Annotated in this window: 18 protein-coding genes; 9 read left to right on the forward strand and 9 right to left on the reverse strand. The window is 66.6% G+C overall.

From position 1 onward, the window contains the following. The first annotated feature begins 109 nt into the window (after nt 1–109). The 3 genes from GV027_RS14090 to GV027_RS14100 are packed head-to-tail and all read left to right on the forward strand — an operon-like array spanning nt 110 to nt 10,407. Entirely contained in the window at nt 110–7,333 is a 7,224-nt protein-coding gene (locus tag GV027_RS14090; protein WP_159512261.1) for a peroxidase family protein, read from the forward strand. A gap of 3 nt (nt 7,334–7,336) precedes the next feature. Continuing rightward, on the forward strand, nt 7,337–9,097 hold the full coding sequence (locus tag GV027_RS14095) for a type I secretion system permease/ATPase (protein ID WP_159512262.1): 1,761 nt from the start codon (nt 7,337–7,339) through the stop codon (nt 9,095–9,097). Further along, nucleotides 9,094–10,407 carry an HlyD family type I secretion periplasmic adaptor subunit gene (locus GV027_RS14100; protein WP_159512263.1) on the forward strand — a complete coding sequence of 438 codons (1,314 nt, stop codon included), beginning with the start codon at nt 9,094–9,096 and terminating at the stop codon, nt 10,405–10,407. The genes GV027_RS14095 and GV027_RS14100 overlap by 4 nt, the downstream gene beginning before the upstream one ends. 12 nt (nt 10,408–10,419) lie before the next feature. Here GV027_RS14100 and GV027_RS14105 read toward each other — a convergent pair whose 3' ends face one another. Together GV027_RS14105 and GV027_RS14110 are read right to left on the reverse strand one after the other, a co-directional pair. Beyond that, nucleotides 10,420–11,301 carry a polysaccharide deacetylase family protein gene (locus GV027_RS14105; protein ID WP_159512264.1) on the reverse strand — a complete coding sequence of 294 codons (882 nt, stop codon included), beginning with the start codon at nt 11,299–11,301 and terminating at the stop codon, nt 10,420–10,422. 102 nt (nt 11,302–11,403) lie between these two features. Then, nucleotides 11,404–12,348: a GGDEF domain-containing protein gene (locus tag GV027_RS14110; protein ID WP_159512265.1), complete on the reverse strand. Its 945-nt coding sequence runs from the start codon at nt 12,346–12,348 to the stop codon at nt 11,404–11,406. A gap of 420 nt (nt 12,349–12,768) precedes the next feature. Between GV027_RS14110 and GV027_RS14115 the strand changes: the two genes are divergently transcribed. The 4 genes from GV027_RS14115 (at nt 12,769) to GV027_RS14130 (ending at nt 15,541) form a co-directional block, all read left to right on the forward strand. After that, nucleotides 12,769–14,289 carry an exopolysaccharide biosynthesis polyprenyl glycosylphosphotransferase gene (locus GV027_RS14115; RefSeq protein ID WP_236559233.1) on the forward strand — a complete coding sequence of 507 codons (1,521 nt, stop codon included), beginning with the start codon at nt 12,769–12,771 and terminating at the stop codon, nt 14,287–14,289. Between the two features lie 83 nt (nt 14,290–14,372). Next, on the forward strand, nt 14,373–14,696 hold the full coding sequence (locus GV027_RS14120; RefSeq protein ID WP_031394409.1) for a hypothetical protein: 324 nt from the start codon (nt 14,373–14,375) through the stop codon (nt 14,694–14,696). 1 nt (nt 14,697) lies between these two features. Continuing rightward, on the forward strand, nt 14,698–15,198 hold the full coding sequence (locus GV027_RS14125) for a PilZ domain-containing protein (RefSeq protein WP_166746302.1): 501 nt from the start codon (nt 14,698–14,700) through the stop codon (nt 15,196–15,198). Between the two features lie 202 nt (nt 15,199–15,400). Next, on the forward strand, nt 15,401–15,541 hold the full coding sequence (locus tag GV027_RS14130) for a hypothetical protein (protein ID WP_156360375.1): 141 nt from the start codon (nt 15,401–15,403) through the stop codon (nt 15,539–15,541). A gap of 287 nt (nt 15,542–15,828) precedes the next feature. Here the strand turns inward: GV027_RS14130 and GV027_RS14135 are convergent, their stop codons facing one another. Continuing rightward, the gene (locus GV027_RS14135) at nt 15,829–16,959 is read right to left on the reverse strand and encodes a glycosyltransferase family 4 protein (protein WP_159512267.1); all 1,131 of its coding nucleotides are present in this window, start codon (nt 16,957–16,959) and stop codon (nt 15,829–15,831) included. An 84-nt stretch (nt 16,960–17,043) separates the two neighbouring features. Between GV027_RS14135 and GV027_RS14140 the strand changes: the two genes are divergently transcribed. Beyond that, nucleotides 17,044–18,198 carry a GumK N-terminal domain-containing glycosyltransferase gene (locus GV027_RS14140; protein ID WP_159512268.1) on the forward strand — a complete coding sequence of 385 codons (1,155 nt, stop codon included), beginning with the start codon at nt 17,044–17,046 and terminating at the stop codon, nt 18,196–18,198. 223 nt (nt 18,199–18,421) lie between these two features. Further along, nucleotides 18,422–19,723: a UDP-glucose dehydrogenase family protein gene (locus tag GV027_RS14145; protein ID WP_159512269.1), complete on the forward strand. Its 1,302-nt coding sequence runs from the start codon at nt 18,422–18,424 to the stop codon at nt 19,721–19,723. Between the two features lie 66 nt (nt 19,724–19,789). Here GV027_RS14145 and GV027_RS14150 read toward each other — a convergent pair whose 3' ends face one another. The 6 genes from GV027_RS14150 to GV027_RS14175 all read right to left on the reverse strand — a co-directional run bounded on the left by GV027_RS14150 (nt 19,790) and on the right by GV027_RS14175 (nt 24,960). Continuing rightward, the gene (locus GV027_RS14150; protein WP_159512270.1) at nt 19,790–20,194 is read right to left on the reverse strand and encodes a hypothetical protein; all 405 of its coding nucleotides are present in this window, start codon (nt 20,192–20,194) and stop codon (nt 19,790–19,792) included. A gap of 150 nt (nt 20,195–20,344) precedes the next feature. Beyond that, nucleotides 20,345–20,587 carry an XrtV sorting system accessory protein gene (locus GV027_RS14155; protein WP_031396237.1) on the reverse strand — a complete coding sequence of 81 codons (243 nt, stop codon included), beginning with the start codon at nt 20,585–20,587 and terminating at the stop codon, nt 20,345–20,347. 296 nt (nt 20,588–20,883) lie between these two features. After that, nucleotides 20,884–21,954 carry a hypothetical protein gene (locus GV027_RS14160; RefSeq protein WP_159512271.1) on the reverse strand — a complete coding sequence of 357 codons (1,071 nt, stop codon included), beginning with the start codon at nt 21,952–21,954 and terminating at the stop codon, nt 20,884–20,886. Then, complete coding sequence (locus tag GV027_RS14165) at nt 21,947–23,401, reverse strand: lipopolysaccharide biosynthesis protein (RefSeq protein ID WP_042467778.1); 1,455 nt, start codon at nt 23,399–23,401, stop codon at nt 21,947–21,949. The genes GV027_RS14160 and GV027_RS14165 overlap by 8 nt, the downstream gene beginning before the upstream one ends. A gap of 3 nt (nt 23,402–23,404) precedes the next feature. Next, nucleotides 23,405–24,235 carry a polysaccharide pyruvyl transferase family protein gene (locus tag GV027_RS14170; protein WP_201302626.1) on the reverse strand — a complete coding sequence of 277 codons (831 nt, stop codon included), beginning with the start codon at nt 24,233–24,235 and terminating at the stop codon, nt 23,405–23,407. After that, nucleotides 24,232–24,960 (reverse strand): WecB/TagA/CpsF family glycosyltransferase, encoded by a 729-nt coding sequence (locus tag GV027_RS14175; protein WP_236559234.1) that lies wholly within the window; start codon nt 24,958–24,960, stop codon nt 24,232–24,234. Before GV027_RS14175 ends, GV027_RS14170 begins: the two co-directional genes overlap by 4 nt. Nucleotides 24,961–24,968 lie beyond the last annotated feature (8 nt).

Raw genomic sequence — 24,968 nt, forward strand, 5'->3', positions numbered from 1 at the left:
AACGAAGAATGGAAGGTTGGCGTCACGACGTGTGCCGGTCTTCGATCACGACCCGATCACGATCGCTCGAGACGTTTCGCGTTTCGTCATTCAGAGGGGAAATTGCATCATGTCTGGTGACTTTACCGTCGATCTGGGAGATCTGAACTTCATCCTGGCGCAGATCAGGATCAGCGAGCGCAATGCCGCTGGCGAGTCGCTCGCGGATATCCTGGGCCCCCAGGCGCAATTAATCCCCTATGGTCTGCGGACCGTCGATGGCAGCTACAACAACTTGCTGCCGGGCAATGCGGTGCTGGGCGCGGCGGATCAGCTGCTGCCGCGGCTGACGACGCCGGTGTTCCGCAATCTGAACGACGGCGCGACGTTCGGCACCGGGCCCGGCGGGCCGGTCCTGACCAACACGAATTACGGCACGCCGGGCAGCGTGGTCGATGCCGACCCGCGGCTGATCAGCAACCTGATCGTCGACATGACCAACACCAATCCCGCGGCGATCGCCGCCTGGTACGTCAACGCGCATGCGCAGGCGGCCTATGCCGACGCGCATGGCGGCGCCGCGCCGCCCGATGGCTATATCCCGACCAACGAGGAACTGGCGTCGATCCCCAACATCTCGCCCGACATCGGCCTGTCGCCGTCGTTCAATGCGTGGATGACGTTCTTCGGCCAGTTCTTCGATCATGGTCTCGACCTGATCACCAAGGGCGGCAACGGCACGGTGCTGATCCCGCTGCAGCCCGACGATCCGCTCTATAAGCCCGGCGGCCCCAATTTCATGCCGCTCACCCGATCGACCCAGTATGACGCCAACGGCAACCAAGTCGTCGGCGGGACCGAGACGGTCAACACCACGACGCCGTTCATCGACCAGAACCAGACCTATACGTCGCATGCGTCGCACCAGGTGTTCCTGCGCGAGTATGAGTTCTCGGTCGATTCGGACGGCGACGGGGTGAAGGATTCGCATGCGATTTCGACCGGGCGGCTGCTGGACGGCGCGATCGGCGGCATCGCGACCTGGGCCGATACGAAGGCGCAGGCGCTGACGATGCTCGGCATCCGGCTCGACGATTATGACGTGCTCAACGTGCCGCTGCTGCTGACCGACGCGTACGGCCGGTTCATCCCCGGCGCGAACGGCTATGCGCAGATCATGCTGAAGGACGGCACGCTGCTCGAGGGGACGGCCGAGGGCGTGGCGGTGCCGGCGAACGCGTACTTCACCGGCCATGCGTTCCTGAACGACATCGCGCATCATGCCGAGCCGGTGTTGGTCGACCTCGACCATAATCCGGCGACGCCCGCGGTGCGGCAGACCGCCGATACCGACATGCTCGACTATAATGGCGACGGCGTGTCGGACGAGGCCGATCTGGTCGCGGGCGCGGCGCGGATCGTCGATGCGGACGGCGACGGCGAGATCACGCTCGCCGACCTGCGCGACGTCAACCTGGATGGCGTGATCGATGCGCGTGACCTGATCGCCGACGACAACAACCCGCTGACCTATGACAACGAGATGCTCGACGCGCATTTCATCACCGGCGACGGACGCGGCAACGAGAATATCGGGCTGACCGCGGTCCACACCATCTTCCATTCCGAGCATAATCGCGTGGTCGAGGCGGACAAGCTGACGATCATCGCATCGGGTGACCTTGCTATCGTCAACGAATGGCTGCGCCCCGCCGCGGACGGCACGCGCAGCGCGATCACGCAGGCGGAGCTCGATGCGATCGAGGCGCTGACCGGGACAGCGAAGACGCAGGCGATCGATGCACTCGACTGGGATGGCGAGCGGCTGTTCCAGGCGGGGCGCTTCAGCACCGAGATGCAGTATCAGCATCTGGTGTTCGAGGAGTTCGCGCGCCGGATCCAGCCCAATGTCGATCCATTCGTCTTCAGCAACACCGCCGACATCGACCCTGCGATCACCGCGGAGTTCGCGCACGCCGTGTACCGGTTCGGCCATTCGATGCTGACCGACACGATCGAGATCACCGATCCGACGCTGTCGACGCAATCGCTGAGCCTGGTCGAGGCGTTCCTGAACCCGCAGGCCTTTGGCGAAGCCGGTCTGGATCCCGTCACCGGCGAGGAGGATGCGGCGATCGCCGCGGGCGCCATCATCCGCGGGATGACGCGCGTCGAGGGGAGCGAGATCGACGAGTTCGTGCCCGATTCGCTGCGCAATTTCCTGGTCGGGCTGCCGCTCGACCTCGCCGCGCTCAACATCGCGCGCGGCCGCGATGCCGGCGTCGCGGCGTTCAACGTGGTGCGTGCGGAGCTCTATGCCTCGACCAACGAGTCGCAGCTCAAGCCCTATACGAGCTGGTTCGACTTCGCGCAGAACATCAAGAACCCGCTGTCGATCGTCAATTTCATCGCCGCTTATGGCACGCATCCGCTGATCACCGGCGAGACGACGCTGGAGGGCAAGCGCGCCGCCGCGACCCTGCTGGTGATGGGCGGCGCGGATATCGTCGTCCATGCGAATGCCGCGATGGGCGTCGAGGAGCATGTGCTCCAGGCCCCGGCCGATCGGCTCAACTTCCTGCAGAGCAAGGGCAACTGGGCGCCCAGCATCGTCGACGGGGTCAATAGCCACGAAACCGGGCTGAACCTGGTCGATCTGTGGATCGGCGGCCTGGCCGAGGAGAAGATGGAATTCGGCGGGATGCTGGGTTCGACGTTCAACTATGTGTTCGAGCACCAGCTCGAAAGCCTGCAGAACGGCGACCGGTTCTATTATCTCAGCCGCACCCAGGGCATGAACATGCTCAACGAGCTGGAGAAGAGCAGCTTCGCCGATCTCGTCATGCGCAATTCCGACCTGGGCGACGTGCATTCGACGCATGTCGACGGGCAGATCTTCAACACGGCGGATTATATCCTCGAACTCGATCCGCTGACGCCGCAGATCACCAACCTCGGCGAGGACGGCGAATATCTGGCCGGGGGCACGTTTGATCCGATCTGGACGAACGGATTCCAGCAGGCGATCGATCCCAAGGTGGTCCGGATCGCGCCCGGCCTTGACGTCGACGGCGACGGCTATGGCGATGGCGGGATGCTCAAATATAGCGGCGGCGAGCATGTCGTGCTCGGCGGGACCGAGGGCAATGACCGGCTGTACGGCGACAAGGGCATCGATACGCTGTGGGGCGATGGCGGCGACGATTACCTGAATCCGGGCATGGAGTCCGACCAGGTTTATGGCGGTGACGGCGACGACATCATCGAGGATCCGTTCGGCGACGATTTCCTGCGCGGCGGCGAGGGCAACGACGTCGTCAGCGGCGGCTCCGGGCTCGACATCATGTTCGGCGGCGGCGGCAACGACTTCATGGTCGGCGGCACCGATGCGAAGGAGATGTTCGCAGGCCGCGGCAACGACTTCCTGCTTGGCGGCAGCGGCAGCGACAATCTGATGGGCAATGAAGGCGACGACTGGCTCGAGGGCGGCGACGGCTTCGACGGGCTGACGGGCGAAAATTCGAACCTGTTCTTCAACAGTCCGATCATCGGCAACGACATCATGAACGGTAACGGGAACGACACCGATTATGACGGCGAGACCGGCGACGACATCATGGTCCAGGGCGCCGGGATCCAGCGCAACAACGGCATGGCCGGGTTCGACTGGGCGATCCACCAGGGCGATCAGACCGCCGCGAATTCGGATCTCGGGCTGAGCGCCGCGGTCAACCAGCAGGCGTTCACGCTGCGCGACCGCAACGACCTGGTCGAGGCGCTGTCGGGCTGGAAATATGCCGACACGCTCACCGGCCGTCAGATCCCGCTCGGGCTGGTCGGCACGGGCGCCAATTTCCCCGACCTGCTCGGCGACACGAACCCCCGCATCCTCGGCAACGACCTATACGAGGACGGCGTCCGGCTGATCACCGGGCTTCGCGAGCTGCTGAGCTTCAAGACCTGGGACGAGAGCGACGTCAACGCGCTGGTGCTCGACGGCGACACGACCGACGACCTGCTGATTGGCGGCGGCGGTGCGGACGTCATCAAGGGGCGCGCGGGCAACGACATCATCGACGGCGACGCCTATATGCACGTCTTCATCAGCGTGCGCGAAAACAAGGACGGGTCGGGCGCCGAGCTGTTCCGCGCGGATTCGCTGACCGAGATCCAGGCGCGGCTGGTGAACGGCACGATCAATCCGGGGCAGCTCGTCGCGTCCCGCGAGATCGTCTACCGCGAGACCGTCAATGGCTATGCCACGGGTGCGGCGACGATCGCGTCGGGGCTGGATACCGCGGTCTATATCGGCAACCGCTCCAACTTCACGATCACGCTGCGGCCCGACGGGCGGGTCAGCGTCGTCGACAATGTCGGGGACGAGGGCAGCGACATGCTGCGCAACGTCGAGCGGATCCAGTTCGCCGACAGCGTCGCCGAGATCAACCGTCAGCATTCCGGCAGCTTCGAGATCGATAACGTCGAGCCGGAAATCGATCAGGTGCTGAAGGTCACGACGGGCAGCTTCATCGATTATGACGGCACGACGAGCTTTGCGCGGCAGTGGCAGCGTCAAGTCGAAGGGACGTGGGTCGATATCGCGGGGGCGACCGACGACACGTACAAGGTCACGGTCGACGATATCGGCCAGCCGCTGCGCGTCGCGACCAACTATACCGACAATCGCGGGTTCAGCACGCAGGGGACGAACCAGCCGGAATCGGTGGTCTATTCCGACGCGACGATGGCGGTGGCGATCCCCGATTACGCGATCCTCGGCGACGGTGAGGCCAATTTGCTCACCGGCACGGCTGGCGACGACCTGATCTTCGCGCGCGGGGGCGATGACACGCTGCTCGGGATGGACGGGAACGACCGGCTGTTTGGCGAAGCGGGCAACGACAGTCTCGACGGCGGTGCCGGAGCCGACCGGATGGCGGGGGGGCTGGGCGACGACACCTATGTCGTCGATGACGGTGGCGACACGGTCGTCGAGGGCAGCGAAGGCGGCACCGACACGGTGACCAGCAGCATCAGCTACACGCTGGGCGCGAACGTCGAGAATCTGGTGCTCGGCGGCTCTGCGGGGATCAGCGGTACCGGCAATGCGGGCAACAACGTGCTGACCGGCAACAATGCCGCCAACACGCTGACGGGGCTCGCCGGTGCCGATTTCCTTGATGGGGGAGCGGGCGCCGACACCATGGCGGGCGGGCTGGGGGACGACACCTATGTCGTCGACAGCACCGGCGATGTCGTCAGCGAAAGCGGTGGCGACGGGACCGACACCGTCCTCAGCAGCATCGGCTACACGCTCGCGACGGGGCTGGAAAACGTCACGCTGACTGGAAACGCGGCGCTGAACGCCACCGGCAACGCGGTCGCGAACATCGTCACCGGCAATGACGGGGACAATAGTCTGGCGGGGCTCGCGGGGGACGACCGGCTGACCGGCGGCGGCGGCAACGACCGGCTGGACGGCGGCACCGGTGCGGACGCGATGGCGGGCGGGCTCGGCAACGACACCTATACGGTCGATAATGTCGGTGACGCCGTCGACGAGACCGGCGGGGACGGGGTCGACCAAGTCAACAGCAGCGTGAGCTTCGCGCTGGCGGCCGGGGTGGACAATCTCACGCTGACCGGCACTGCGGCGATCAACGCGACGGGCAATGCCGATGCGAACGTCCTGACGGGCAATGCCGGGGTGAACCGCCTCTCCGGGCTCGACGGCGCGGACACGCTCCGCGGGCTGGCCGGCAACGACCAGCTGATCGGTGGCGGCGGGGCCGATGATCTCGACGGCGGCACCGGCGCGGACGCCATGTCCGGCGGCACGGGCGACGACAGCTATACCGTCGACAATGCCGGCGACGTCGTCGACGAGACCGGCGGCGACGGCGTCGACCTAGTCAAGAGCAGCGTGACCTTCACGCTGGCCACGGGCGTCGAGAATCTGACGCTGACGGGGAGCGGCTCGACCAGCGGCACGGGCAACACCGCCGCCAACATCCTGACGGGCAATGGTGCGGCGAACACGCTGACGGGTCTCGACGGCGACGACACGCTGATCGGGTTGTCGGGCAACGACCGGCTGAACGGGGGTGCGGGCGCCGACATCCTGAACGGCGGTACCGGTTCGGACATCATGACGGGCGGTGACGGCGACGATCTCTACATCGTCGATGCGGTCGGCGATGTCGTCGACGAAACCGGCAGCGACGGTATCGACACCGTCACCAGCAGCATCACCTACACGCTCGGCGCCGGCGTCGAACGCCTCACCCTGAGCGGGACGGGGGCGACCGCGGGGCGGGGCAATGCCGCCGACAACGTCATCACCGGCAATGACGGCGCCAACGCGCTGTCGGGCTTTGCCGGCAACGACCAGCTGTCCGGCGGCGCGGGCGCGGATACGCTCGACGGCGGCACGGGCCAGGACGTCATGTCCGGCGGGCGCGGCAACGACAGCTATATCGTCGACGATATCGGCGACGTGGTCGACGAGACCGGCGGCGACGGCCTTGATACGGTCACCAGCAGCGTGTCCTTCACGCTGGGGGCGGGGGTCGAGCGTCTGACGCTGAGCGGGGTGGCGGCGATCGATGCGACGGGCAGCGCGGATGCCAACATCCTGACGGGCAATGCCGGCGTCAACATCCTGTCGGGCATGGAGGGGGCCGATACGCTGCGCGGGATGGCCGGCAACGATCAGCTGTTCGGCGGTGGCGGCGCCGACACGCTCGACGGCGGCACCGGCGCGGACGTGATGGCAGGCGGTCTCGGCGACGATATCTACATCGTCGACACTCTGGGCGACAGCGTCGACGAGACCGACGGGGACGGCGTCGATCTCGTCACCAGCAGCATCACCTTCACGCTGGCCGACGGGCTCGAAAACCTGACGCTGACGGGCACTTCCGGGGTGCACGGCAACGGCAATGCCGGCGCGAACGCACTGACGGGCAATAGCGCGGGCAATATCCTGTCCGGGTTCGACGGCGACGACCTGTTGCAGGGGCTGGGGGGCAATGACCAGCTGCTGGGCGGCGCGGGGCAGGACCGGCTCGTCGGCGGCACCGGCAGCGACCGGCTGACCGGGGGCACGGGCGACGACGTGTTCGTCTTCGCCACCGGGCAGGGCAATGACACGGTGGTCGATTTCGACTTCGATGCGGCCGGGGGACAGGACCTGCTCGATGTTTCGGGTTGCGGCATCACCGCCGCCAATTTCGGGGCGCAGGTGCTGATCTCGCAGGTCGGCGTCAACACGGTGATCACGATCGGCACGCAGACGATCACGCTCACCGGGGTGAACGCGACGACGATCGACCACAGCGATTTCGGGTTCTGATCGATGATGCAGATGTTCGAGGACCGGCTGCCGCTCCCGGTACGTGACGCGGTCAGGCACTGCCGGTCGCATGTGGTGGCCGCTCTGCTGTTCAGCGCGCTGGTCAACATCCTGTACCTCGCGCCGACGCTGTACATGATGCAGGTCTATGACCGGGTGGTGCCGACCGGGGGCGTCGTCACTCTGGTGATCCTGACGCTGGTGCTGGGGGCGGCGATCGCCACGATCGGGGTGCTGGAGGCCCTGCGGTCGCGGCTGATGGTCAAGGTGTCGCTGCGGCTCGACCAGCGCGTGTCGCGGGCGATCCTGGCGCGGCTGATCGAGCGCGGTCACACCCGGCAGCGCGACCCGACGACGGCACAGGCGATGCGCGAGTTCGACACGCTGCGACAGGTGATCACCGCGCCGACGCTGGTCGGGATCTTCGATGCGCCCTGGACGCCGATCTATGTTCTGGCCGCGGTGCTGATCCATCCGCTGCTGGGGCTGTTCATCATCGCTGCGGGCGCGTGCCTCGCGGTGCTGACATGGATGTCCGAGCGGGGGACGCGCGGGCTGATGACCGTTGCGCACACCGCCAATGCCCGGTCGGCGATCGTCCAGGAGGATATCGCCCAGCAGGCCGAACTCGTCCGCGCGCTGGGCATGGGCCGCGCGATGGTCGACCGGCAGATCGCCGAACGCAGCGACGGGCAGGCGGCGCTGGCCGCGGCGCAGATGGCGACCGCACGCTATGCTGCGATCGCCAAGTTCATGCGGCTGTTCCTCCAGTCGCTGGCGCTGGGGCTCGCCGCGATCCTCGCGGTCCAGCGGCAGATCTCGGTCGGATCGATCATCGCCGCCTCGGTGCTGCTCAGCCGCGCGCTGCAGCCGGTCGAGCTGCTGATCGGCGGCTGGTCGAACCTGCAGAGCGCGAACGAGGCACTGAAATCGCTGAAGCAGCTGTTCGACACGGACACGGCGGCGGCGCCCGCGACCGTCCTGCCGGCGCCGCTCGGCCGGATCACCGCGCGCAAGATCACCACGCGCAGCGCCGATGGCGCGGCGATGCTGCTCAAGGGGGTGAGCTTCGACCTGCAGGCGGGGCAGATGCTGGGCATCGTCGGGGCATCGGGGGCGGGCAAGACGACGCTGATCCGCATCCTCGCCGGGGGTATCGCGGCCGAATCCGGACAGGTGCTGCTCGATGGCGCGGACTCGATCCTCTGGGATGCGCAGCGGCTCGCGCGGTACCGCGGTTATGTGCCGCAGGAGCCCGGCTTTCTGACGGGCACGGTGGCGCAGAACATCGCCCGGTTCGCCGATCCGAACGCGGTGGACCCGGTCTCGTTCGACCGGCGGGTGATCGACGCGGCCAAGGTCGCGGGGTGCCACGCGCTGATCCTGTCGCTGCCCGGTGGCTATGACTGTCCGATCGGGCGCGGCGGCCTGGCGCTGTCGGCGGGGCAGCGGCAGCGGATCGCGCTGGCGCGGGCGATGTTCGACGACCCGCCGATCCTCCTGCTCGACGAACCCAATGCCGCGCTGGACGCGGAGGGCGAGGCGGCGCTGATGCGCGCGCTGGAAACCAGTCGCCAGCGCGGCGCGACGATCGTCATCGCGGCGCATCGTACCAGCGTGCTGGCCGCCGCGGATCGGCTGCTCGTCCTCAACGCAGGGTCGGTCGACTGCGAAGGTCCGGCCGAGGAGGTTCTGGCCGAGCTGGCGCGCCGCGCCGGCGGAAGCCGCGGCAATGTCGTCGGACTGAAGGGGGCGGTGTCATGACCATGATCGACGATTCGGCGCGGGTGGAGATCCGGCGCGGCCTGCGCGTCGCGGCGCTGTTCTTCATCGGGCTGCTGGGGGGCGCGTCGATGATGCCGCTCGACGCCGGCGTCTATGCCCGCGGCGCGGTGATCGTGTCGGGCAAGCGGCAGGCGGTGCAGAATCGCGACGGCGGCATCGTCACGGCATTGCGCGCCGTCGAAGGCCAGAAGGTCGCCCGCGGGCAGGTGCTGCTGGAGATCGCGTCGGCGGACCTGCACGCGCTTGAACGCGGGATGACCGCCGAGCTGATGATGCTGTTTGCGCAGCGCGAACGCCTGCTCGCCGAACGCGACCGGCGCGCGGTGATGGCCGAGCCGGTCGAGTTCCGCGCGCTGCCGGCGGCGGACCGGGTGCTGGCGGAGGATGCGCTGCGCGGGCAGCGGTTGCTGCTGGCGGCGCGCCTGCGGACCGCGCAGACCGAGAAGGCGGTGTGGATGCGGCGCGCCCACGCCAATGCCGAACAGATTGGCGGGTTCGGCGAACAGATCGCGGCGAACCGCCGGCAACGCGCGCTGCTCGACGACGAGCTGACGGGGATGCGGGTCATCGCGGCCAAGGGCTTTGCCTCGATCAACCGGATCCGCGCGCTCGAGCGGACCCAGGCCGCGCTCGACGGGGAGCATGGCGCGCTGGGTGCGCAGATTCTCCAGACGCGCGATGCGATCGGCGAAGCCGAACTGTCGGCCGCGGGCGTCGATCGCCGCCAGATCGAGGAGGTGGAGGGGAGCCTGCGCGATCTGCTGGTCCGGATGAACGAACTGCAGCCCAAATTGCTCGCGGCGCGCGAACAGCTCGCCCGTTCGATGGTGCGCGCGCCGGTGGCCGGCACGATCGTCGGCCCGACGATCTACACGATCGGCGGCGTGGTCTCGCCGGGGCAGACGCTGATGGAAATAGTGCCCGATCGCAGGGCGCTGGTGATCGAGGTGCAGGTCTCGCCCGACGATGCCGACGACATGCGCCCCGGCCAGACGACGCAGGTCCGCTTCACCGGATTCCACGACCGCGCGATGCCCGCGCTCGACGCCCGGATCGACACGGTGTCGGCGGACAGCTTTACCGAGGAGCGGACCGGCAATCGCTTCTTCCGGGCGGAGGCGTCGTTGCTGCCGGAAAGCTATCGAACGCTCGTCGCGCTGAAGGGGCCCGGCGCACTGACGCCGGGCATGCCCGCCGAGATCCTTGTCCCGCTCCGGAAACGGTCCGCGCTCGACTACCTGATCGGCCCGTTGAAGGAGAGCCTGTGGCGCGGCGGTCGTGAAGCCTGAGTGAGTGCGGGGTCAGGCGGCCAGCCCGTTCGCCTCGACATGCGCGGCGATGTCGCCGGCGGTGGTCCACCAGATGCGCGGATCGTTCGCCGCGCGGAGTTCGGTCAGTACGCGGGCCAGTGCGGGGACGCGGTGTGCCTGTCCCATGATATAGGGGTGGAGCGCGATGCCCAGGACGAGCGGACGCCGGTCGCATTCGGACAGCAGCTGTTCGACGCCGTCGCGGATCATGGCGGCGAACGTCACCGCCTCCTGCTTGCGCGCGATGATCGCGGGCAGGTCGTTGATTTCCTGGGAATAGGGGATGGAGAGCAGCCCGCCATGAGAGGTTGCGAGCCGGGTCGGCTGGTCGTCATGCGCCCAGTCGAGGACATAGCGATAGCCATTTTCGGCGAGCAGGTCTGGCGTGATGTCGCTCTCCGATATCCACGGTCCCAGCCAGCCGGTGGGACGTACGCCGAGTGTCGCCAGCCGCTCGGTCACGTCGGCGATCATCTGGGTCTCGCGCGAGCGCGCAAGGGACCCTTGCGCGGTCGCGTTGGTGCCGCCATGCGCCGCGATCTCGTCGCCGCGGTCCCGGCATGCCTCGGCGAGCCCCGGGCAGCGATCGAGGACGTCGGCGTTGAGCAGCGCGGTGGTGCGCAGGCCCAGCCGATCGAACAGGTCGAACAACCGCCACGCCCCGACCCGGTTGCCATAATCGCGCCAGGCATAGTTCATCACGTCCGGGTCGGTCTGCGCGGGGGCCAGTTCCGGACCCAGCCCGCCGCCGAAATCGAACACCTCGTAATTCACCCCGAAATAGATGGCGAGGCGGCGGCCGTCGGGCCAGTCATAGTCCGGGCGGTCGACGATCGGGCGATAGGCGTAGCGGCCATGGTGCGACGTGCTCATCGCGCTGGAACGCGTGGGTCGCGGGATAGAAACGCCCTAATGCAGATACTTATCGAATCCATGATCGCGGCCGGAGCGAGCGAGCCGTCGGGTCCGACCCGCTCAGCCGTCCACAGGGGCGAAACCCTCGACGGTGGCACGGTACAGATCGGCGCGGGCCTGGCTCAGGGCGGCGTCCTGGTCGTCGCCTTGACCCACGACCAGTCCCGCGAGCGCGCGGACCGGGCCGATCCATGCGCCGCTGCCGCGCAGCCTGAGGCGACGGGTTTCGAACGCGGCGATGGCTTCGTCGGCAAAATCGCGGGCTGCCGTCAGGGCGACGTCGGTCACGACGACGACGAATTCATTGCCGGTCCAGCGGATGATCTCCTCGTCGGGAAACACCCGTCGCAGGTTCGCGACAAAGGCGCTCAGCACATTGTCGCCGACGGCGTGGCCGAAGCGCTGATTGACCCCGGCCAGATCGGCGACGCTGAAGATCATGAGGACATAGCTCCGCGCCTGTTCGGCAAGCTGTGCGAAGATCGGCCGCGCGCCCTCGGACGTCAGCGCGCCAGTGGCTGCGTCGCGCATCGGATCGTGCCGCGCCGTACCGAGCGAGCCGAGGTCGGACTGGAGCCGGGCGACGTCGCGGCGCAGCTCGGCCAGCTCGCGTTCGGCATCGGCCAGCCGGGTCACGAGCAGCGTCGCATCGGGCCAGTTCTCCGCCTCGCTCGCCATCGCGCTGACGTCGTGGCTGAGCGACCGCGTCAGCATCTGCGCATCGGTGGTCAGCGCGCCGAGCTGGTTCGCGCGGGCTGTGACCGCGCTGTCGCGTTCGGCGGTCGTGTCGCGCTTGATCGCAAGATGGCGTTCGCTGAGCGTTTCGAGCGCGCGTGCGGTCAGCCTCAGTCCGCCATCCGTCTCGGCCGCCACGGCGCGCGCCAGATCCGATCCGGGATCGGCGACCACGGCAAGCGCGAACGTATAGTTTTCAGCCACCGGTGCGAGACGATGTGCCTCGAGAAAGGCGAGCGCGTCGCGCGCCGCACGAAAAGCCTCTGGCATGCTTGTCTCGAACCTTTTTATGTACTGGATTGTACAACGCGGGATCGCGCGCGTCCGTTTCATCCCGCCGCCCCCTAGCGCGAAAGAGCGTGCGATCAATCCTTGCTCGGCGATCGGTTCCGCGCTCGGGGGCGTGTCGCGGCTACGGGCGGCGGCTGATCGCGGGCGGCAGCGGCGCGGTTTTTCTTATGATGGGGGGCATGTTCCGGGATGGGACGGCCCGCCGGCGCCGGTTGTCCGCTATAGAGGGGTATGTTGCGCCAAGGGGGGAGTCCCGTCGTACCGGTTTCAGTCCATTGCCGGAATAGCTGCACCGGGCTGCTGGGCGGTGCTGCGCGCATGCTGGGGGCGCTGCGACGACGGCAAGGTGGTGGCGGTGGCATCGCGGCGGCGGGCCGCGTTGCGCAGGCGGCGCGGTGCGTGCCGACCGGGTGGCGCCCCGATGGGATGAGCCGCGCATCTCGGCTCTGGTTTCTTCAAACCGCCTATGGCAGAGCCTTGGCCCTGCTGAGCATAAGTCGAGATTGTGGCGGGCAGGGAGCTGGCACTGTGGAAAATACTAAAGTTACCGGCACGCGCGGTGCAGTGTTCGATCGTATTGGCTCGACCTCGCATCGTCACCAACTGCGCATCGCTCTTTATATCCTGTTGGTGTTTGCTGATCTGCTCGCGGTGGTTGCTGCATTCGAGCTCGGTATATTTGCAAAATATGGCCGTTTTGCTGTTACGTCGCATATGAACGTCGTCATCGTCACGGCGCCGATATATGTGCTGACGGCGTTCAATAATGGCGCCTACTCGATCGACGTGCTGCGCAAGGCCCGGGCCGGCATCATGCGCTCGGCGACGGCGCTTTTACTAGCCTTTTCAAGCTTTTTGTTCATCTCCTACTATTTTCGGGCGGTGCAGGCGGAATCCCGGGGCGTCATCAGCATCGGAATGCTCGGCAGCTTCGTGCTTCTGGCAGTCTTTCGATTGGTCATCGATCGGTTTGTCCGCCTGACGATTGGCGGCAACGTGACCACCGATCTGGTGATCTTGGACGACGTCGAATTCGCGGTGCCTGCACATTGCAAAGTCGTCGAGACGCGGGCCGCGAACCTTCGCCCGAACATGCAGGATCCGATGATGCTTGATCGACTCGCTCGCCAATTGCGTGGTGTCGACCGCGTCGTGATCGCCTGCCGGCCCGACAAGGAGCGCGAATGGGCGATGCTCCTGAAGGGGGCGGGCATTCGCGGCGAGATTATTTCGAACGAAATCGACCAGGTCGGCGCGATCGGGCTCGACACTTTCGTCGGGCGGTCGACCCTGGTTGTCGCGGTCGGACCGCTGAGCACGCGCAACCGGATGATCAAGCGGACGTTCGATCTGGCCTTTGCGGTGCCCGCGCTGATCGTCGTGCTGCCGCTGCTGCTGATTACCGCCGCCGCGATCAAGATCGACAGCCGCGGACCGGTCTTCTTCCGGCAGGATCGCGTCGGGCGGGGCAACGCGCTGTTCAAGGTGTTCAAGTTCCGGTCGATGCGGGTCGAGCAGTCGGACGCCAGCGGCAGCGTTTCGGCATCCCGCACCGACGACCGGATCACGCGCGTCGGTCGCGTGATCCGCGCGACCAGCGTCGACGAGCTGCCCCAGCTGCTGAACGTGCTGCTCGGATCGATGAGCATCGTCGGGCCGCGACCGCATGCACTGGGGTCGCTGGCGGGGCAGCAGCTGTTCTGGGAGGTCGATGAACGCTATTGGCACCGTCACGCGCTCAAGCCGGGGATCACCGGTCTCGCGCAGGTGCGGGGATTCCGGGGTGCGACGCATCGCCGCGACGATCTGACGCAGCGCCTTCAGGCCGATCTGGAATATATCCTGGGCTGGTCCGTGTGGCGCGACTTTGGCATTCTCGTGTCTACGGTACGGGTCGTTGTGCACCGCAACGCATTCTAGTGCACCGTAAAACACGTACAAAAAATGCCGCGACAGCAATTTAACATACGCTTTCTTAACCACCAGTATGGCATGGTGTCGTCATGCCCCTTCACGCACCTCTTGCTAACCTGGCTGACCCCGTATCGCCACATGCGGCGTTTCGTGGCGGCGATCCGCTTTCCGGCGCTACGACGGATTCGTTCGACGGGGCGCGTTCCGTCGCAGACCCGCTCGCGGCCGAGCTTCAGGTCGTCGACCCGCGTGCCGCCAACCCGTTGGCCGGCGACCGGATCGATTATGAGAACTGGCTCCTTCCGGTCGAGCCCGCCTCGTTGGGTGAACGCGCGATCCGGGCCGGTTCGACCATCGCCGGCGTGGCGGTCTTCGCCGCGGCGCTCGCTGGTGTCCTTGCCTGGATCATCTAGCGTGCGTGCGGAGATGACGGCGATCGAGCCGGTGGCCGAGCGCCGGCGAAAGCCGAGTCGTGCGGCAATAGCGCGCGCGAGCACGGTCCGTGCGGCCGATGCGCGGGCGATCGACGTCCGTGTCGAGGATCTGTCCGAAGGCGGTTTCCGTTTTTCCAGCGCCAGCGTCCTGCCGGTCGGCGCCCATATCCGCGTCGGCCTGGCCGGTGCGGGGCAGGCGACGGCGCGGATCGCATGGCGCGACGGCGAGGCGCATGGCTGCGCGTTCCAGCCCCTGCTGACGAACGACCAGATCCAGTCGGCCTTCACGCACACGATCTGCGAGTCTGCAGTCCTGTCGTTGATCCCCGACAGCGCGGTGGTGCCCATGCCCGCCGCGGGTGCGGCGCTGGCGCCGCCGCAGCGCTTTGCAGCGCCGGTGCGGCTTATCCTGCTGGTCGTGGCGAGCTGCGCATGCTGGGCTCTCGCGACGCTGCTGCTGCGAGGACTTTCATCGTTCTGAACCGACGCTGACGCTGGTGTGGTGGTCTGCGAGGTGCAGCCCTGCTTCGGGGGCGTTTGCCAGCCTTGCCGACCCGCTGAACGCACAAGATTTTCAGGATCTTAGCTAATTTTGCGCTAGTCTAGATATTAGTATTGATTATTTATGACCCCTGTCCCATGTTGAGACAAGACGGTTGAAACGACCGCTGAGGAGAGTGTTCATGACTGCGCTTCCCGGCCCGGCTATCCAGGCCCCATCCTATCCCGAAATCCCCTCGGCCGTGCTCGGTCTCATCACCGGCCTCGCGGTCAGCGTTGCGCTCTGGGCGTTGATCGTCCTGATGGCGTTTTTCCTGGCCTGATCTCAAGCACATGGGCGGTCGCTGTCTTGCGCCCGCCTGTGTCTGACGATCCCGGTCGTCGGACTGTCAAAGTGCTTAGGCGCCTCGGATATGACGCTTCGCCTTCGCCCTAGGGCCGCGGTGATCCTCAGGCTTGATCCGTGGCCAGACCCGCTCCATGCAACGGGCCTTGCACGCTCGCGGTGATGTCACCTTAGTCGACATGGGCATGGTGATCGATGCTCAGCGACGATACGCTTCTCGTCACCCAATCACCTCGGAATACGCGCCACGGCACCCCGGCGTTTTCAGCCCTGTACGCCGCGTTTCCGCAGGACATCTTCATACACATCGGCGAACTGCCGCGCGACGCTACGCCAGTCATAGGCCAGACTCGCGGCGATGTTGTTCGCGCGGTTCGACTCATAGGCAGCGCTCGCATCGCGGTGCGCGGCCTCGATCCGGCCCGCACCAGCCTCGACATCGTCGATGTCGAACAGGATGCCGCTGCCGGACGAGCGGACCAGCCGACGGAAGGGCGGGATGTCGCTGACGATCGGGGTCAGGCCAGCGGACAGGCCTTCGACCACGCTCAGCCCGAAGCCTTCATAGCGTGACGCCGAGCCGATATAGCTGGCCTCGCCGATCAACGCCTTGATACCCTCGTCGCTGGGCGACGGCACGAGCGTGACCGCCCGTTCGGTACCGGTCCGGCGCATATGCTCCTCGATCTGTGCAGGCGTGACGTCGGCCGGGCCGCCCGCGATGATCAGCCGCCAGTCGCTGTGAAGCCGGCCGAGCGCGGCGACGAGGTCGATCAGGCCGGTGATGTTCTTGTTCGAGGAAAAGCGACCGATATAGATCATCGTCTGCGTCGGCTGCGACGACCCTGCACCCTGCCACTTGCCGATATTGACGCCATTCTCGATCGTCACCGTCTTGCTCGCGGCGATCTGGTTGAACCGGGCGGCGTCGCTTTCGCTCGAGGCGATGATCCGGTCATAGGCGAGCGACGACGCGCGCGTGACGCTGGCGAAATAGGCGAGCTTCAGCCGGCTGGCGAAATCGGTGTGGAAGAAGCCGCCATGCGTCGAGGCGACCATCGGCCGGCGGTGGAGCGGGCGGGTGAGCGCCATGCCGTCGAAAAACGAATCGATCGCATGGACATGGACGATGTCCGCCTGGCCGAGATGCTGCAGCACGGTGGGTGCGAGCGGATAGCGCGTCGAGCCGCGGAACGGGATCCGCTGCACGGGCACGCCCTGATAGGTGTCGCGCGGCGGCAGCGTCGCGTCGAGACGCGAAAACTGGCGGTCGAGCGTGACCACCGACGTCGTGATTCCGCAGTCCCGCTTGAGCGCGACCGCGAGATTGCTGACGGCGTCTTCCAGCCCGCCAATGGCCGGATAAAATTGACGAACGACGTGAAGAACGTGCATCGGCTTCCCAACGTGATCCAGATTGCCAGCCCCTTTGTCTGATTACGGCCAACCGTCCAGCCCAAAGTCGATGGAGTGTCATGCATGTCCGATAAGCCAGCGCCGGCGCAGCCAAAGCGTTCCCGTGTCGTCATCCTGTCGGCATTTCAGGATTACCGGACGCCCAAGCGCGCCAGCATCCACCAGGTCGCGCATGCGCTGGCGCAGGATGGCTGCGACGTGTCGTTCATCTCGACCCGGTTCAGCCTGATCTCGAAGAAGAAGGGCGATTCGCGCTTGTTCCTGTGGGACCAGGCCAATGCCTGGCACAAGGTGGACGGCGTCAATTGCTATCTCTGGCGGACGCCGCTGCATCCCTTTGCGACGAACAATGCGGTCGCCGATGCGGTGATGGCGAAGCTGTTTCCGCTGTTCGCCAGACTGCCCAATGCCGATATCGACGGCGCGTTCCAGGCGGCGGACTATATCGTCATCGAATCGAGCGTCGCGGCGATCTTCCTCGACCGGATCAAGCGGCTCAACCCGACCGCCAAGATCATCTATTACGCCACCGACCGGCTCGATACCGTCGGCGCGCATCCCTATGTCCGCAGCCATCTGGTGAAGAACGCGCGGCATATCGACCATGTCTGCCTGCGGTCGACCAAGATGGTGTCGGATTTCCTGTGGGCGAAGGATCGCCTGTACCGCGCCGAATTCGGGATCGATCCCGCCGACTTCGAGACCGTCGGGCCGTCGCCCTATACCGCGCAGCGCAATGCCGTCGCGGTCGGGTCGATGCTGTTCGACGAAAGCTTCTTCCATGCGGTCGCGCCGCAGTTTCCCGATGTGCATTTCCACGTGATCGGCTGCGGGAAGAGCTTCAAGGGGCCCGACAACGTGTTCGTCCACAAGGAAATGCCGTTCCGCGCTACGCTGCCCTATATCAAGCATGCGAGCATCGGCATCGCACCCTACCGGCTGGCGCCGGGGGTCGAGTATCTTGCCGAGTCGAGTCTGAAATTGGGACAATATGAATATCTGCAGATCCCCGCGGTCTGCCCCGATTTCGCGGTCGGGACGAACCCGTTCCGCGCGGGCTATGTGTCGAACGATCCGGCGTCGATGATCGCGGCGACCGAAAAGGCGCTGGCGCTGGCGGGGCAGGTGCCCGCGCGGCATTTCTCGACCTGGACAGAGGTCGCCGACCGCGTGCTTCGTCCCGAAAACTACCCTGACGCCCGCATCGTCGCGGACTAAATGGGCGGGGCCGGCGCGTCGCCCGCGGGCGCGGGCCGGCCCGCCAACCCTCTCGGATATCGGCGTTTGATCGGTATCGGCACGGATCGCTGGAGCAGCGTACCGGCCCGCCGCATCAGGTGAACCACCTTATTGATGGCCGGCGGTTCATCTTCTAGGAGTTCCGTCGAATATCAATGTCCGTACGACGATCGTAGGGACCAACATCGTCTGAGGGATTATAATGCGCATAGCGATGGTGGGATCGGGTTACGTTGGTTTGGTGTCGGGTGCATGTTTCGCCGATTTCGGACATGACGTGATCTGCATCGACAAGGATGCCGGCAAGATCGCGGCGCTCGAAAACGGCATCATGCCGATCTACGAGCCGGGTCTGGATGCACTGGTGGCGCGCGGCGTCGAGGCCGGGCGGTTGCGCTTCGGTACCGATCTTGCCGCGAGCGTGAAGGGTGTCGACGCGGTCTTCATCGCCGTCGGTACGCCGTCGCGGCGCGGTGACGGTCATGCCGACCTGTCCTATGTCTATGCCGCCGCCGAGGAAATTGGCGGCGCGATCGACGGCTTCACCGCGATCGTCGACAAGTCCACGGTCCCGGTCGGCACCGGCGACGAGGTCGAGCGGATCATCCGCCGCGTCAATCCCGATGCCGACTTCGCGGTCGTGTCGAACCCCGAATTCCTGCGCGAAGGCGCCGCGATCGACGATTTCAAGCGTCCCGACCGCGTCGTGATCGGCAGCGACGATGAGAAGGGCCTCGCGGTCATGCGCGAGATCTATCGTCCGCTCGCCCTTGGTCGTTCGCCGCTCGTCGAGATGAGCCGGCGTGCTGCCGAGCTGACCAAATATGCCGGCAACGCGTTCCTGGCGACCAAGATCACCTTCATCAACGAGATCGCCGATCTGTGCGAGAAGGTCGGCGCGGACGTGCAGGATGTCGCGCGCGGCATCGGCCTGGACAACCGTATCGGCTCCAAGTTCCTGCACGCAGGCCCCGGCTATGGCGGTTCGTGCTTCCCCAAGGACACGCTCGCGCTGCTCAAGACCGCGCAGGATCACGACGCGCCGCAGCGCATCGTCGAGGCGGTCGTCGCGGTGAACGATAATCGCAAGCGCGCAATGGGCCGCAAGGTCATCGCCGCCGTCGGTGGCGACGTTCGCGGCAAGACGATCGCGGTACTCGGCCTGACGTTCAAGCCGAACACCGACGACATGCGCGACAGCCCGGCGATCGCGCTGATCCAGACGCTGCAGGACGCGGGCGCGACGATCAACGTCTATGATCCCGAGGGTCATGAGCAGGCGAAGGCGGTCATCAAGGACGTGACCTATTGCACCGGTCCCTATGAGACGATGGAGGGCGCCGAGGCGCTTGTCATCGTGACCGAATGGGACATCTTCCGCGCGCTCGACTTCAAGCGCGTCAAGTCGCTGCTGGCGTCGCCGGTGCTCGTCGACCTGCGCAACATCTATCCGCGCGACATGGTCGAGAAGGCCGGGCTGACCTATCACGCGGTCGGCCGCTGATCGACCGGGACAGGCGGCGCGCCGATCGGTGCGCCGCCTGTCTAATCAAGCCAAGGGCCAGTCCGGTTATTCGACCAGGCTGGCATATTGCATATGATCCGGGTCCCGCATCGTGTCGGGAGGGATGACCGCATCGTCGGTATCGCTGGTGGCCGGTGTGCCCGCGTCGGCGCCGGTCGCCGCTGCAGGCGATGCCGCTGCTGCAACCGCAAGAGCGGACTCGCTCGGTCCGACCCCCGATCTGACGACGACGATCCCCGCCTGCTCGGGCGCTTCGACCGCGGATCCGCAGGCGGCGAGCATCGCCAGCGCTGCGATGCCGACCATGCCGCGCAGGGCAGCGCCGGCGCGCGCGGGTCGGCCACCATCATAAAGAGAGTCCGTCAGGACACGGTTCAGGGCATGCGGGCGAGCGGCCGGGGCCGTCGCGGCGGACGCGACGGCGCGATGCGCGTCGTGGATCAGGGGCATTGGAAATTCTCCGTTGGCACCCGATCCTTCACTCGGCCGATGCAAAGGAGGTCTCTTCAAACCTGGTTAGCGGCGGGTTTAGGGTAATGGAGATCCTGTTCTACCATGATCAACCGCTGCTGCCGGGGCCGGCGCGTCCGGCCGGCCGGATCAGCGCCCGGGCAGGGATGGGCGCAGCACGTAGATGATATAGCCGACACTGGCCGCGAGCACGAGCACGGCGGGGATCGCATAGCCTTCGTTGCCGAGCCAGTTGCTCAGCGCACAGGCGATCGCGGGCGGCAGATAATGCCACACCGTATCGACCGGCTCATCCTCCATCGAGCGTTGCAGATAGAGCAGCGCCAGGCCCGCAAATACCGCGACGCTCAGCCAATCGTAAATTGTTTCCATGATATACTTCCCAAGCCGCCCGGAACCCGGCCGGCGCCACATTCCGTCAGAGGCGATCCCTATGCCCGGTCCTTCTAGATTTTCTCATCGTCTCGGGCAAATGCAGTATCTTGCCCCCGCTCTCGCGGTGGGACTGCCCTGACGACGACCACGGCGCTGCGCCCGACCCCGAGCGGGGGCGACGTCGAGGCCTGACGGGCTCGCGACCGGGCAGATGCAGTCGGGGATCAGCCAGCGTCAGGCGGTACTGCGCAAAGCAGCGAAGATCGACGATGCGAAGGGCTTCGCGCCGAAGGTCAGCCCGACGCCAGATTCCTGAACCGCGCGAGCATCGCGCTCGACAGGCGCATCGGGTCGAGCGGCTCCAGATCGGGGCGGCCGCCCGGCGGGCTGGTGCGAAGCGTGTCGATGCTCGCGCGCAACGCCGTCGGCGCGAGCGGCGGATCGAACAGCGTGACCCAGCCGCCGGCGATCTCCGCCGCCAGGCTGGGCAGCGTGCCGACCGCGGGGGCGAGCAGCGGGCGGTCGAGCGACAGCGTGACGAGTGCGGTGCCCGAATTGAGCGTCGACGTCTGGTTCATCAGACAGGCATCGCAGGCGGCGATCGCCGAGGCGAAGCGCAGATCGTCGAGCGGTCCTGTCACGACGCGGATCGTCCCTTCGGACCGTGCCGCGACGCCCGCCAGCTGCCCGACGATGTCGTCATCCCCCGCATCGCCCGCGATCAGCAGCATCTCATCAGGCCGGCGGATCGCGAGGAACGCCTCGGCGGCCTCGACGAGGTTCTTGCTGGGGCGGAGCGACCCGATCATGCCGAGCACCCAGATACCATCGGGAATCGCCCAGGCCGCGCGCGCTTCGGCGCGGGGGATCGCGGGATAGTCCTCACGATAATGCGGGTGCGGAACGATCGTCCCCGCGACCGCGGCGATCGCCGGATGCGCGGCGCGATAACGCTCGAGCGAGGCCGCGGACAGGCCGATCAGGTGATCGATCTGGCCGAGAAGCCGCGCATGATAGGCGTGCCAGATCCGGTGCCGCCAGCCGGTAAGGTCGCGGTGCGGCGTGACATTGTGCGCCGTCACGACGAGCTTGCCGCCCGATCGCCGGATCCCCCGGGCGGCGTTCAGCACGCGCGCTGCCTTGGCCGCGACGATCGCCGGGTTGTTGCTGCCCGAGCCTTCGAAGATCCCCTCGGGCCAGTGGATATGGAAGATGTCCGCGGCGGGGATGTGCCGCATCAGTGGACGGAACGCGGTGACCGAGGCCGCGGGCGCGCGGAACGCGCCGTACATGCGGCGGACATAGGGGTTGAGGTCGCTCGGATCACCGGCGGGCCAGGCGAGGATGCGGAGCGGATCAGCCACGGGCCACCGCCGTCCGCGCGAAGCGGATGAGCGCGAGCATGTCGCGGCGGCCGATCACGAACAGTGCGGCAGCATAGACGACCGCGCCGACCGCGACGTGGATGACCAGCGCGAGCAGCGGGGAGGGGACGTCGATCGTCCGGTGCAGCAGAAGGAGCGCCCCGACCATCACCGCGGATGCGGCAAGCGAGGGTGCTATGCGGGCAGCATAGGCCATCGGTTTTATCCTCAGCAGGTGGAGGGCCGCGCCGACCGAGAGCGGGTAGAGCAGGACGGCGCGGACGGTGAAGCCGATCGCGAGCGCCTGGAGACCATAGCGCACGACGACGAGAAACAGCGATATGTTGCTGACCGCGTAGATCGAGGTGAGGACCGTCTGCCAGTGCGGCTTGTCCTTCACCAGGATGATCGCCTGGTTGTACTGGCCGATCGTCGTCAGATAGGCGGTGCCGGCGATGATCGAGATGATCGGTGCCGCTTCCATCCATTTCGCGCCGAGCGCGACGCGCACGACCAGATCGCTGACCGCGATGAGCGACAGGAACATCGGCGCGGTGATCGCGGTGGTGAACGATACCGCGTTCAGAAACGCGCCGCGAAGCCGTTCCTCGTCGTCGCGAAGTCCGGCAAAGGTCGGCAGCGCGACGCGCGACAGCGCGGACGCCATCAGCTGGTTGAGGCCGAGCAGGATGCGCTTGGCGGCGTTGTAGATGCCCGTCGCCGACGCGCCGAGATAATAGGACGAGAAGAAGGTGTCGCTCTGCGTGTTGGCGAAGTTGGTGAAGCCGGTGATCGCGACGTGCCGGCCATAGCGCCAGGTCGCGAGCAGCTTTGCCCGTTCGACGCGCAGGCTCGGCCGCCAGTCGCTGACGACCCAGAGCAGGATCGTCGACAGCAAGGAGGTGGTGAGCTGCTGGACGACGAGCGCAGTCAGGCCCCAGCCGTTCATCGCGAGGAACAGGCCCGCACCGCCGCCGACGAGCAGCGCGAGGATCGAGCGGATCGCGAGCGGCTTGAACAGCAACTGGCGCGTCATCCACGCCTCATGCGTGCGCGACAGTCCCGAACTGAGCAGCAGGACGGAGGTCAGCCGGAGCGCGAACTCGATCCGCTCATTGTGCATGATCTCCGAGATGAACTGCGCCGACAGCAGCATCAGCGCCGCGCCGATCACCGCGCCGATCTGGATCAGCAGGAAGCAGGCGTTGTAGTCGCCGGCGTCGGGCGCACCGCGCGAGACGATCGCGGTGGCGAAGCTTTCGACCGAGATCTGCTTGAACAGCTCGACGAAGAGCAGACAGGTGGCGAGGATGCCGAAATCGGCGACCGGGACGAACCGCGCGGTCACCAGGAAGACCAGGAGGTTGATGACCTGGACGAGCGCGCTGTTGACGACCGACCAGATTGCGCCGCGTCCGACCTGTTTACCTAATGAGGGGGCAGCCATGACTCACTCCCACAAATCGTGCGGGAATGTCGCGAGCAGCGCCTGGGGATCGAAGGATATCGGCGGCGCGCCCCCCATTTCGAGCGCTTCGGCGACACTGTTCGCGGAGTCGATGCCGGATCGTCCGGTCCCGCGCGCATAATCGTCATATTTGAACGGCGGCTCGGTCTCGGTCAGGCGGACATGCCGCGCGGGAATGCCGAAGGCCTCGGCGATCACGACGCCGTGGAGCGAACTTGCGAGCACCAGATCGGCGCCGACGATCTGCTCGACGACTGCGTTCCAGCCGCGCAGCGGCGACACGAACGGCAGGCCGAGCGTCGGCGCGAGCGTGAGGTCGTGGAGGTTGGGGACGAACAGGACCGGCAGGGCGCTATGCCGCTTGAACCGGTCGGGGAACAGCGTCGGCAGCAGCAGCGCGGGGTCGCCATAGACCGCCGGGACGTCCAGCCCGCGCTCCGCGAGGAACGCCGCCGTCAGCGGACCGCGGACCGCGCGGATGTCGAGTGCGTCGAAAGCGTGACGATCGGCGGGAATCTTGCCGTTGACGCCCGAGCCCCAGACGGTGTCGCCGGTCTTGGCGAAATGCATCACCGATCCGACGGTGAACAGCGTCGCGTCGCGCGCCGTCTCCTCGTCGAGGCTGCGGCCGTGCAGCGCGAGAACACGCTCGGCGACGACCGTCGCGAGCCGGTCGCCGAAATTGATCGCGCTGCCCGCGGGACGCCATTCGAACACGTCGACGCGCGGATAGCGGTCGTCATAGGACGGTGGCGGCGCGTTACGCAGGCGCGAGAGTGCGCGGTGCAGGCGAGGAGGCATCATCTGTTTCATCGCTTCATCCGTTGTCCGAGTGTCGCGGCCAGGAAGGTCGCGTTCCCGACCAGATAGCGAGACGCCATCCGTCGGGGCTCCTGCAGAAGGCGGAAGGTCCATTCGATGCCCGCGCGCTGCATCCAGAGCGGCGCGCGGACGAACTGGCCCGCAGTGAAATCGAGAAAGGCGCCGATGCACAGGATCACCGCACCGACCGCGCCCGCATTGGCGGCCGCCCATTTTTCCTGACGCGGCTGTCCCATGCCCGCGAGCACGAGCCGCGCGCCCGATGCGCGGATCCGCTCCGACAGGGCGGGTGCCTCGTCGGCGCTGAAAAAGCCGTGATGGCTGCCCGCGATACGGATGTTTGGGAAGCGCTCTGCAAGGATCGCGCCGGCCCGCTGCGCGACGCCCGGCGGGCTGCCGAGCAGGAAGACGCCCGTTCCCGCCGGCAGCGCGGCGAGCACCGCGGGCGTCAGGTCGGTGCCGTTGAGATTGGCCGGGAAGCGCGTGCCGTAGAGCAGCCGGCTGGCGATATCGACGCCGCTGCCGTCGTTGAAGAACACGCCCGCCCGCGTCGCGGTCACGAAGGCGGGATCCGCCCGCGCAAGGTTGACGCTGTGCGCATTGCAGAAGCCGAAGATGGCCGGACCGTCGCCTTCTACCGCGGCAACGACCTGTGCAACGGCACCCGGTACATCGGTGGCGACCACATCGATGTGGCCGATTCGCCGAATCTCCATCATGCCCA

It is taken from the genome of Sphingomonas sp. T1 (genome assembly GCF_902506585.1).
Lineage (GTDB): Bacteria > Pseudomonadota > Alphaproteobacteria > Sphingomonadales > Sphingomonadaceae > Sphingomonas > Sphingomonas aerolata.